The organism is Cellulomonas algicola (genome assembly GCF_019024305.1).
GTDB classification, from domain to species: Bacteria; Actinomycetota; Actinomycetes; order Actinomycetales; family Cellulomonadaceae; genus Cellulomonas; species Cellulomonas algicola.
The window spans coordinates 705,183-716,364 of record NZ_JAHKSJ010000002.1; the positions used below are offsets into that span (position 1 = coordinate 705,183).

Annotated in this window: 10 protein-coding genes; all 10 read left to right on the top strand. The window is 72.8% G+C overall.

Going from position 1 to position 11,182, the window contains the following annotated elements; all coding sequences use genetic code 11:
• Window positions 1–81 precede the first annotated feature (81 nt).
• From KOV94_RS03230 to nuoK, 10 genes are read left to right on the top strand one after another with little or no spacing between them, the layout of a single operon-like run.
• A complete protein-coding gene (locus KOV94_RS03230) occupies window positions 82–633 on the top strand; it encodes a NuoB/complex I 20 kDa subunit family protein (RefSeq protein ID WP_124344448.1) in 552 nt (183 codons plus the stop codon).
• Window positions 630–1,427: an NADH-quinone oxidoreductase subunit C gene (locus tag KOV94_RS03235; RefSeq protein ID WP_218051202.1), complete on the top strand. Its 798-nt coding sequence runs from the start codon at window positions 630–632 to the stop codon at window positions 1,425–1,427. The genes KOV94_RS03230 and KOV94_RS03235 overlap by 4 nt, the downstream gene beginning before the upstream one ends.
• Entirely contained in the window at window positions 1,424–2,767 is a 1,344-nt protein-coding gene (locus tag KOV94_RS03240; protein ID WP_124344450.1) for an NADH-quinone oxidoreductase subunit D, read from the top strand. Before KOV94_RS03235 ends, KOV94_RS03240 begins: the two co-directional genes overlap by 4 nt.
• Entirely contained in the window at window positions 2,767–3,735 is a 969-nt protein-coding gene (gene nuoE, locus KOV94_RS03245) for an NADH-quinone oxidoreductase subunit NuoE (RefSeq protein WP_218051203.1), read from the top strand. Before KOV94_RS03240 ends, nuoE begins: the two co-directional genes overlap by 1 nt.
• Window positions 3,735–5,075 (top strand): NADH-quinone oxidoreductase subunit NuoF, encoded by a 1,341-nt coding sequence (nuoF, locus tag KOV94_RS03250; RefSeq protein WP_124344352.1) that lies wholly within the window; start codon window positions 3,735–3,737, stop codon window positions 5,073–5,075. Before nuoE ends, nuoF begins: the two co-directional genes overlap by 1 nt.
• Window positions 5,072–7,714: an NADH-quinone oxidoreductase subunit G gene (locus tag KOV94_RS03255; protein WP_218051204.1), complete on the top strand. Its 2,643-nt coding sequence runs from the start codon at window positions 5,072–5,074 to the stop codon at window positions 7,712–7,714. Before nuoF ends, KOV94_RS03255 begins: the two co-directional genes overlap by 4 nt.
• On the top strand, window positions 7,711–9,042 hold the full coding sequence (nuoH, locus tag KOV94_RS03260) for an NADH-quinone oxidoreductase subunit NuoH (protein WP_124344350.1): 1,332 nt from the start codon (window positions 7,711–7,713) through the stop codon (window positions 9,040–9,042). Before KOV94_RS03255 ends, nuoH begins: the two co-directional genes overlap by 4 nt.
• Window positions 9,035–9,889 carry an NADH-quinone oxidoreductase subunit NuoI gene (gene nuoI, locus KOV94_RS03265; protein WP_372449429.1) on the top strand — a complete coding sequence of 285 codons (855 nt, stop codon included), beginning with the start codon at window positions 9,035–9,037 and terminating at the stop codon, window positions 9,887–9,889. Before nuoH ends, nuoI begins: the two co-directional genes overlap by 8 nt.
• Window positions 9,886–10,884, top strand: coding sequence for an NADH-quinone oxidoreductase subunit J (locus KOV94_RS03270; protein ID WP_218051205.1), 999 nt, complete (start codon window positions 9,886–9,888; stop codon window positions 10,882–10,884). The genes nuoI and KOV94_RS03270 overlap by 4 nt, the downstream gene beginning before the upstream one ends.
• On the top strand, window positions 10,881–11,180 hold the full coding sequence (gene nuoK / locus KOV94_RS03275) for an NADH-quinone oxidoreductase subunit NuoK (protein WP_124343911.1): 300 nt from the start codon (window positions 10,881–10,883) through the stop codon (window positions 11,178–11,180). The genes KOV94_RS03270 and nuoK overlap by 4 nt, the downstream gene beginning before the upstream one ends.
• Window positions 11,181–11,182: the final 2 nt, after the last annotated feature.

Below are 11,182 nucleotides of genomic sequence, written 5' to 3' on the forward strand. Positions count from 1 at the left end.
CGGCCGGGGGAGGCTCCCCGGGGCGCGCGCACAGGCAGGGCCACAGGCACCACAGCACGGCGACGGACGGAGGGCTGACGCATGGGGATCGAAGAGGCTCCCTCGGGATTCCTGCTGACGACGGTCGAGGACCTGGTCGGCTACTTCCGCAAGGGTTCGCTGTGGCCGGTGACGTTCGGCCTCGCGTGCTGCGCGATCGAGATGATGGCCGCCGGTGCGCCGCGGTACGACCTGTCGCGGTTCGGCATGGAGGTGTTCCGCGCGTCGCCGCGGCAGGCCGACCTGATGATCGTCGCGGGCCGGGTCAGCCAGAAGATGGCGCCCGTCGTGCGGCAGGTCTACGACCAGATGTCCGCGCCGAAGTGGGTGCTGTCGATGGGCGTGTGCGCCTCGTCGGGCGGCATGTTCAACAACTACGCGATCGTGCAGGGCGTCGACCACGTCGTGCCGGTGGACATCTACCTGCCGGGCTGCCCGCCGCGGCCCGAGATGCTCATCAACGCGATCCTCACGCTGCACGAGCAGATCCAGAACGAGCCGCTCGGCGTGAACCGTCGTGAGGCCGCGGCCGCCGCCGAGGCCGCCGCGCTCGCCGCGACGCCCACCTCGCACATGACGGGCCTGCTGCGATGACCGACGAGAAGACGGGCCAGGAGAAGGACGCCGCCGCGGCCGTGAAGCCCGGCGACGCCGGCACGGAGGCGCAGAAGACCAGCGAGGCGGCGCTCGAGGCCGGTGGCCAGAACGTCCCGGCCGCGCGCACGCCGCTCGAGGTCGTCGACGTCCGGCAGGGCATGTTCGGCGCGCACGGCACGGGTGACACCTCCGGGTACGGCGGGCTCGTCGTCCCGGTCCTGATGCCGGCCGCGAGCGAGCGCCCGTACGGCGGCTGGTTCGACGAGGTCGTCGACGTGCTGACGGAGGTCCTCGACGAGAACGGCACGGGCTTCGCGAACGCCGTCGAGTCGGTGGTCGTGGACCGTGAGGAGCTCACGCTGCACGTCGCGCGCGAGCACGTCGTCGCGGTCGCGAGCGCGCTGCGCGACGACCCCGACCTGCGGTTCGAGCTCAGCCTCGGCGTCAGCGGCGTGCACTACCCGCACGAGACGGGCCGCGAGCTGCACGCCGTCTACCACGTGGTGTCGGTGACCCACGGGCGTCGCCTCCGGTTCGAGGTGACGGCGCCCGACGCCGACCCGCACATCCCGTCGACGACGTCCGTCTACCCGGCCAACGACTGGCACGAGCGCGAGACGTACGACTTCTTCGGCATCGTCTTCGACGGCCACCCCGGCCTCGCGCGCATCGAGATGCCCGACGACTGGCCGGGCCACCCGCAGCGCAAGGACTACCCCCTCGGCGGCATCCCGGTCGAGTACAAGGGCGCGACCGTGCCGCCCCCGGACCAGCGGAGGTCCTACTCATGAGCACCCCCCACGCGACCGCGCACCTGGTCGACGACGAGACGACGGGCGTCCCGACGTTCGAGGCGTCCGGCGGCGACTGGTCGGACATCGCCGAGGAGGCGGCGCGCCTCGGCGAGGAGCGCATCGTCGTCAACATGGGCCCGCAGCACCCGTCGACGCACGGCGTGCTCCGGCTCATGCTCGAGATCGACGGTGAGACGGTCACCGAGGCCCGCGCGGGCATCGGCTACCTGCACACCGGCATCGAGAAGAACATGGAGTTCCGCACCTGGACCCAGGGCGTGACCTTCTGCACGCGCATGGACTACGTGGCGCCGCTGTTCCAGGAGGCCGCGTACTGCCTGGGCGTCGAGAAGCTCCTCGGGATCACGGACGACGTGCCCGAGCGCGCGACGGTCATCCGCGTGCTGCTCATGGAGCTCAACCGCATCGCGTCGCACCTCGTGTGCCTCGCGACCGGTGGCAACGAGCTCGGTGCGACGACGATCATGACCGTGGGCTTCACGGCCCGCGAGGAGGTCCTGCGGATCTTCGAGCTCATCACGGGCCTGCGCATGAACCACGCGTTCATCCGCCCCGGCGGTGTCGCGCAGGACATCCCGCCCGGCGCGATCGACACGATCCGCGAGGCGCTCACGTCGATGCGCCACTACTTCAAGCAGCTCGAAGACCTCATGATGGCCAACCCGATCCTCCACCTGCGCCTCAAGGAGGTCGGCTACCTCGGCCTGTCGGGCTGCATGGCGCTCGGCATCACGGGCCCGGTGCTGCGGTCGGCCGGCCTGCCGTACGACGTGCGCAAGGCCGCGCCGTACTGCGGCTACGAGACGTACGACTTCGAGGTCCCGGTCGCGACCGAGGCGGACTCGTGGGCGCGCGTCGTCCTCCGCATGGAGGAGTGCTACCAGTCGATGAACATCGTCGAGCAGACCCTCGACCGCCTCCAGAAGATGGGCCCCGGGCCCGTCATGGTCGGCGACAAGAAGATCGCCTGGCCCGCGCAGCTCGCGATCGGGTCGGACGGCATGGGCAACTCGCTCGACCACATCAAGGAGATCATGGGCACCTCGATGGAGGCCCTGATCCACCACTTCAAGCTCGTGACCGAGGGCTTCCGCGTCCCGGCCGGCCAGGTGTTCCAGACCGTCGAGCACCCGCGCGGCGAGCTGGGCGTGCACCTCGTCTCCGACGGCGGCACGCGGCCGTACCGGGCCCACTTCCGGGACCCGTCGTTCAACAACCTGCAGGCCGTGTCGATCATGTGCGAGGGCGGGCAGGTGGCCGACGTCGTCGTCGCCGTCGCGTCGCTCGACCCGGTGCTCGGAGGGGTGGACCGCTGATGTCGGTCGAGGAGATCGGGGGCGCCCGCGTGCCGGGCGCCACGCACCGCACGGCGTTCGACGACGAGACGCGCGCGCGGCTGTCCGCGGACGCGGCGGTGATCAAGGCCCGCTACCCGCAGGAGCGCTCGGCGCTGCTGCCGCTGCTGCACCTGGTGCAGTCGGAGGACGGCTACGTCAGCCCGCGCGGCATCGCGTTCTGCGCGGCCGAGCTCGGGCTCACGACGGCCGAGGTCAGCGCGGTCGCGACGTTCTACACGCAGTACAAGCGGCACCCCAACGGCGACTACACGGTCGGGGTCTGCACCAACACGCTGTGCGCGGTCATGGGCGGCGACGCGATCTGGGAGGAGCTCTCCGACCACCTCGGCGTCGGCCACGACGAGACCACCGAGGACGGCGCGATCACGCTCGAGCGCGTCGAGTGCAACGCGGCCTGCGACTACGCGCCCGTCGTGATGGTCAACTGGGAGTTCTTCGACAACCAGACGCCGGACTCCGCGAAGGACGTCGTCGAGGCCCTGCGCGCGGGGACGCCCGTCGCCCCGACGCGCGGCGCCGACCACGTGTGCACGTTCAAGGAGATGAGCCGCGTGCTCGCGGGTTTCTCCGACGGCCGCGCGGACGAGGGCGTGGGTGCCGGTCCCGCGACGCTGCGGGGACTCGAGCTCGCGCGGCAGGAGGGCTGGACCGCCCCGCCGTTCACCGACGAGGAGCGCACGCGCGCCGCCGAGCAGGCCCGGACGCCGGCGCGGGGCACCCCGCGTGCCGCGGCACCGGCGGCACCGGCGGCACCGGCGGCACCGGCGGGCGAGCGTCCCGCGTCCGCGGCCGAGCCCACCCCGACGGGCACGCCCGCGCCGGGCGCCGAGCAGTCGAGCGCCGAGCGTCCGCCCGTCAGCGAGGGCGACGTCTCGGCCGAGCAGGAGCAGCGCAAGCAGTCCTCCGACGACGCGAAGGAGTCGTGATGGCGACGACCCTGGCCCCGGTCCTGACGGACACCTGGGACGCGGACCGGTCCTGGACCCTGTCCGCCTACGAGGACGCGGGCGGCTACCGCGGCCTGCGCCGCGCGCTCGGCATGCAGGCGGCCGACGTCGTGACGATGGTCAAGGACTCCGGTCTGCGCGGCCGTGGCGGTGCGGGCTTCCCGACGGGCATGAAGTGGGGCTTCCTGCCCGCGCCCGACGGCGGTCCGCGCTACCTCGTGGTCAACGCGGACGAGTCCGAGCCGGGGACCTGCAAGGACATCCCGCTCATGATGGCCAGCCCGCAGCACCTCATCGAGGGCATGATCATCACGAGCTACGCGATCGGCTGCCACCACGCGTTCCTCTACGTACGCGGCGAGGTCGTGCACGTCTACCGGCGGCTGCTGCGGGCGATCGAGGAGGCGCGCGCCGCGGGCTACCTCGGCACGAACATCCTCGGCTCGGGCTTCGACCTGGAGATCACGCTGCACTCCGGTGCGGGCGCGTACATCTGCGGCGAGGAGACCGCGCTGCTCGACTCGCTCGAGGGCCTGCGCGGCCAGCCGCGGCTCAAGCCCCCGTTCCCCGCGGTCGCGGGCCTGTACGCGCGCCCGACGGTCGTGAACAACGTCGAGTCGATCGCGTCGGTGCCGGGCATCGTGCGCGGCGGCGCGGACTGGTTCAAGGGCATGGGCACCGAACGGTCGACGGGCCACGGCCTGTTCAGCCTGTCGGGCCACGTCACGCGGCCGGGGCAGTACGAGGCGCCGCTCGGCATCACGCTGCGCGAGCTGCTCGACATGGCGGGCGGCATCCGCGAGGGCCACCAGCTGAAGTTCTGGACGCCCGGCGGGTCGTCGACGCCGATCTTCACGGCCGAGCACCTCGACGTGCCCCTCGACTACGAGTCGGTCGGCGCCGCGGGGTCGATGCTCGGCACGCGCGCGCTGCAGATCTTCGACGAGACGACGTCGGTCGTCCGCGCGGTGACGCGCTGGACCGAGTTCTACAAGCACGAGTCGTGCGGCAAGTGCACCCCGTGTCGCGAGGGCACGTACTGGCTGGTCCAGGTGCTCAAGCGCATCGAGGGCGGCCAGGGCACGCACGCGGACATCGACCTGCTGCTCGACCTGTGCGACAACATCCTGGGCCGCGCGTTCTGCGCGCTCGGCGACGGCGCGACGAGCCCCATCACGTCGGCCGTGCAGTACTTCCGGGAGGAGTTCGAGGCCGGCACGCACACGCCCGCCGACGTCCTCTTCCCGCCCGAGCACAGCTCGCTGTTCACCTACGCCCCCCGGCGCGGCCGGGCGGCCCTCGCGGGGGTGCACGCATGACCATCACGTCCTCCGGCCCGACGACGGCGACCCCGCTCGTCCCGGCCGCACCGGCGCCTGCCGCGCCCGAGCCGACGGACACGGTGACGTTCGAGATCGACGGGCTCGAGACGACCGTCCCGAAGGGCACGCTCGTCATCCGCGCGGCCGAGCAGGTCGGCATCCAGATCCCGCGGTTCTGCGACCACCCGCTGCTCGCGCCGGCGGGCGCGTGCCGCCAGTGCCTCGTCGAGGTCTGGGCCCCGGGCCGCGACGGCAACCTGGCGAAGATGCCGAAGCCGCAGGCGTCCTGCACGCTCGAGGCCACGCCCGGCATGCAGGTCAAGACGCAGCACACGTCGGCGGAGGCCGACAAGGCGCAGCACGGCGTCATGGAACTGCTGCTCGTCAACCACCCGCTCGACTGCCCCGTGTGCGACAAGGGCGGCGAGTGCCCGCTGCAGAACCAGGCGATGTCGAACGGCCGCGCGACGACGCGCTTCGTCGACGTCAAGCGCACGTTCCCCAAGCCGATCGCGATCTCGACGCAGATCCTGCTCGACCGTGAGCGCTGCGTCCTGTGCCAGCGCTGCACGCGGTTCTCGGAGGAGGTCGCGGGTGACGTGTGGATCGACCTGCAGAAGCGCGGTGCGCAGCAGCAGATCGGCACGTTCGACACCGACGTCCTCGGGTTCGCGGGCGACACCCCGGTGGGTGCGTCGACGCAGGACACGTCGGGCCGCCCGTTCGCGTCGTACTTCTCCGGCAACACCGTGCAGATCTGCCCGGTGGGCGCCCTGACCAGCGCGGCGTACCGGTTCCGGTCGCGCCCGTTCGACCTCGTGTCGACCCCGGGCGTCGCGGAGCACGACTCGCAGGGCTCGGCGATCCGCGTCGACCACCGCCGCGGTGTCGTGCTGCGGCGCCTCGCGGGCGACGACCCGGTCGTCAACCAGGAGTGGATCACCGACAAGGACCGCTTCGCGTTCACGTGGCAGTCCGCGCCGGACCGCATCACGACCCCGCTCGTCCGCAACGCGGCCGGTGAGCTCGAGCCCGCGTCGTGGATCGAGGCGCTCGACGTCGCGGCCGCGGGCCTGCGCGCGGCGCAGGCGCCGTCCGACCCGCGGGAGACGGCCGTCGGTCTCGCTGCCCTCCCGGGTGGGCGCCTCACCCTCGAGGACGCGTACGCGTGGTCGAAGTTCGCACGCGTCGCGCTCGGCACGAACGACGTCGACGGCCGCGCGCGCCCGCACTCGGCGGAGGAGGAGGCCTTCCTCGGCCACCACGTCGCGGGCCGCACTCTCGAGGTCACGTTCGGCGACCTCGTCGCCGCGCCGGCCGTGCTGCTCGTCGGGCTCGAGCTCGAGGAGGAGGCCGGCATCGCGTTCCTCCGGGTGCGCGAGCAGGTCGTGAAGAAGCGCACGCGCGTCCTGTCGGTCGCCCCGCTCGCGAGCCGCGGGCTCGAGCGGCTCTCCGGCACGCTGCTGGCGGCTGCGCCGGGGACCGAGGCCGAGGTGCTCGACGGGATCGTCGCGGGCGCCGACGACGTGCTCGGCGACGCCGCGGCCGCGCTGGCCGCCGAGGGCGCCGTGGTGCTCGTGGGCGAGCGGCTCGCGTCGTCGCCCGGTGCCTACTCCGCCGCGCTGCGGCTCGCCGCCCGCACGGGTGCCCGACTCGCGTGGGTCCCGCGTCGCGTCGGCGAGCGGGCTGCGGTCGAGACGGGCCTGCTGCCGAGCCTGCTGCCGGGCGGTCGTCCCGTCGCCGACTCGGGCGCGCGCGTCGACATCGCCGCGGTCTGGGGCGTCGAGCACCTGCCCGCCGAGCCCGGCCGGTCGGCGGGCGAGATCCTCGCCGCCGCGCGCGGCGGCCTCCTGGGCGGCCTCGTCGTCGGGGGTCTCGAGCCGGCCGACCTGCCCGACCCGGCGATCGCCCGCGAGGCGCTCGACCGCGTGCCGTTCCTCGTCTCGTTGGAGGTCCGCCGCTCCGAGGTCACCGACCGCGCCGACGTGGTCCTGCCCGTCGCACCGCCGGTCGAGAAGCCCGGCACGTTCGTCACGTGGGAGGGGCGCCCGCGCCCGTTCACGCAGGCGCTGACGTCGCACTTCCTGCCCGACCACCGCGTGCTCGACCGGCTCGCCGACGCGCTCGGCGTCGAGCTCGGCACCGGGTCGCTCACGGCCGTCCACGCCGAGCTCGACCAGCTCGGCGGCTGGGACGGCGCGCGCGTCGACGCCCCGGACGTGCCGGCCGCGGAGCCGCCCGCCGTCGCCGCGGGGACCGCGGTCCTCGCGACGTGGCACCAGCTGCTCGACGAGGGCCGGCTGCAGAGCGGCGAGCCGTTCCTCGCGGGGACGGCCAAGCGGCCGGTCGCGCGCGTCTCGGCGGCCACGGCTGCGTCGGTCGGCGCGACCGACGGGGGAGCGATCGCGGTCTCGACCGACGCCGGGACGATCACGCTGCCCGTCGTCGTCACCGACATGCCGGACCTCGTCGTCTGGCTCCCGACCAACGCGCCCGGCAGCGCCGTGCGCGACACGCTGCACGCCGACGCGGGCGACCTCGTCCGGATCGCCGCCGCGCCGGGTGCGCTCACCCGCGAGGAGACCGGTACGGGGCAGGATGCCGGTCGCAGTGCCCACGAGGAGGTCGGCGCATGACCCTGCAGCTCGCGGTCGACGGCACCACCGCCGTCGCGGCCGACTTCAGCAACGACAACTTCTGGATCTGGCTGCTCAAGGCCGTCGCGATCGTCGTCTTCCTGCTGACCAGCGTGCTCATCGCGATCTGGTTCGAGCGCAAGGTCGTCGCGCGCATGCAGGTGCGGCCCGGCCCGAACGTGCACGGCCCGTTCGGCCTGCTCCAGTCGCTCGCCGACGCGATGAAGCTCCTGTTCAAGGAGGACGTCACCGTCAAGGCGGCCGACAAGCTCGTCTACATCGTCGCGCCGATGATCGCGGTGTTCTGCTCGCTGCTGACGTTCGCGGTCATCCCGTTCGGTCCGTCGGTCAGCATGTTCGGCATCGTCACGCCGCTGCAGCTCACCGACTTCCCGGTCGCGGTGCTCTACATCCTCGCGTGCGCCTCGGTCGGCGTGTACGGCATCGTCCTGGGCGGCTGGTCGTCGGGCTCGACGTACCCGCTGCTCGGCTCGGTCCGCTCGACCGCCCAGGTCATCTCGTACGAGCTCGCGATGGGCCTGTCGCTCGTCAGCGTGTTCATCCTCGCGGGCTCGATGTCGACGTCGCAGATCGTGAGCTCGCAGACGCAGGTCTGGTGGTTCCTGCCGCTCCTGCCCGCGTTCGTCCTCTACATCGTGTCGATGGTCGGCGAGACGAACCGTCTGCCGTTCGACCTCCCCGAGGCCGAGGGCGAGCTCGTCTCGGGCTACATGACCGAGTACTCGTCGATGAAGTTCGCGTGGTTCTTCCTCGCGGAGTACATCAACATGCTCAACGTCTCGGCGGTCGCGACGACGCTCTTCCTCGGCGGCTGGCGCGCCCCGTTCATCCCGGCGGACCACGTCCTGCAGACCGGCTGGTGGCCGATCCTGTGGTTCCTCGCGAAGCTCTGGGCGCTCATGTTCGTGTTCGTGTGGATCCGCGGCTCCGTCCTGCGGTTCCGGTACGACCAGTTCATGAAGCTCGGCTGGAAGGTGCTCATCCCCGCCGCGCTCGTCTGGGTCGTCTGCGTCGCGGTCGTCCAGGGCGTGCGGCAGTTCTCGGGGCTCGACCTGCGGACTCTGCTGTTCGTCCTCGCGGGCATCGTCGTGCTCGGCCTGCTCGTGTCGTTCGCGATCCCCGAGCGCAAGAAGCCGGCCGAACCGCCCAAGCCGTCCGGGCCGCAGCCGTTCGACCCGTTCGCGGGTGGCTACCCCGTCCCGCCGCTGCCCGGCCAGACGCTGCCGCCGTCCCCCCGCAAGCAGCGCGCCGCCCCGGCGGCCTCGACCGACGTCCCCCAGGTCACGCAGGAGGTGCACGGTGGCTGACCAGCGCAAGCCCACGGGCAAGTCGGGCAAGCCCGCCGCCCCCCGGCCCGCAGGCGGCACGCCCGCGGGCGGGAAGCCCGCGCCCGGGGCGCAGCCCGGTCGCACGGTCGCGCCGCGGCCGCGCGGCGGCGAGGTCGCGACGCCCGAGACCGAGGGCTACACGTCGCTCATCGAGCCGCGCTCCGGGCTGTCCGAGGTCCTCGCACCCGTCGGCGGCTTCGGCGTCACGCTGTCCAACATGTTCCGGCCGACGGTCACGGAGCAGTACCCGTCGGAGAAGGTCCCCGCGAAGCCGCGGTACCACGGCCGCCACCAGCTCAACCGTTACGCGGACGGGCTCGAGAAGTGCATCGGCTGCGAGCTGTGCGCGTGGGCGTGCCCCGCGGACGCGATCTACGTCGAGGGCGCCGACAACACCCCGGACGCGCAGTTCAGCCCGGGCGAGCGGTACGGCCGCGTCTACCAGATCAACTACTTGCGCTGCATCTTCTGCGGCCTGTGCATCGAGGCGTGCCCGACGCGCGCGCTCACGATGACCAACGAGTACGAGCTCGCCGGCCCGACGCGCGCCGGGATGATCTGGGAGAAGCAGGACCTGCTCGCGCCGCTGCGCCAGGGCATGCTCTCCGCGCCGCACCCGATGGTCGAGGGCACGAGCGACACCGAGTACTACCAGGGCAAGGTCACCGGCCCCGACGACGCGCAGCGCGCGTGGGTCGCCGAGCACCGCCCCGACGACCCGACGCTGCCCGGGGGCGCGGGCGTCGAGGCCGCGAACGTGCCCGGACCCACCGCCGCCGCGCAGGCCGCGCTCGCCGCCGCCGCGACCAAGCAGGGCTCCCGGTGAGCGCGCTCCTCGGGCACGCGCTCAGCGCCGCCCCGCTGGGCGCGACCGCGCTCGACGGCGGCGAGGCCGGTACCGGTGAGGCCGTCCTGTTCTGGGTGCTCGGCCCGATCATGGTGCTCGCCGCGCTCGGCCTGCTGTTCGCACGCAAGGCCGTGCACGCCGCGATGTCCGTGGTGGTCGTGATGATCTCGCTCGCGTTCCTGTACGTCGCGCAGGACGCGGTGTTCCTCGGCGTCGTGCAGGTCGTCGTCTACACCGGCGCCGTCATGATGCTCTTCCTGTTCGTCCTCATGCTCGTCGGCGTCGACGCGTCCGACTCGCTCGTCGAGACGATCCGCGGCCAGCGCTGGATCGGCGTGCTCGCCGGCGTCGGCCTGGGAGTCGTGCTCGCGGGCGTCGTCGGCCGCGCCACCTACGGCCCGGCGCAGGGGCTCGACGCCGCGAACGAGGCGTCCAACCCGGTCGCGATCGCGCACGTCGTCTTCGGCGAGTACGTGCTGGCGTTCGAGGTCGTCGGCGCGCTGCTCGTCACCGCGGCGCTCGGCGCGCTCGTCTACACGCACCGGACCCGGCTGGTGCCGCGCGTCGGTCAGAAGGAGCGCGCGGACGCCCGCGTCGCCGCCGGCGCCCACCCGGTGTCGCTGCCCGCGCCCGGCGTGTACGCACGGCACAACGCGATGGACGTCCCGGCCCTCGACCCCGAGGGGCGGCCCATCGACGACTCGGTGCCGCGCGTGCTGCGCGTCCGGGGCCAGGAGGCCGACGCCGCCGAGTTCGCCGCGCGGAGCGCGCGCGTGCGCTCCGGCCGGCTCACCGACGCACCGTTCGCGTCCGACGACGCCGCGACCGGCGACGGCCCGACGCCGCCGCCCGCGGCCGACCCGGCCGGCGCCCGCGTCAACGTGCCGGACCTCGACGCGGCCGTGAGCGACAGCGGTCAGGACGGACCGTCGACCGGACCCCGCGGGGTCGCCGGACAGGAGGACCAGGCGTGAGCCTCACCCACTACCTCGTCCTCGCCACGATCCTCTTCACGATCGGGGCGACGACGGTGCTGCTGCGGCGCAACGCGATCATCGTGTTCATGGGCGTCGAGCTCATGCTCAACGCGACGAACCTGCTGCTCGTGACGTTCTCCCGGATCCACGGCGCGCTGACGGGTCAGGTCCTGGCGTTCTTCGTCATGGTCGTGGCCGCAGCGGAGGTCGTCGTCGGCCTCGCGATCATCGTGGCGATCTTCCGTACCCGGCGCTCGGCCTCGGTCGACGACGTGAACCTGCTCAAGAGCTGAGG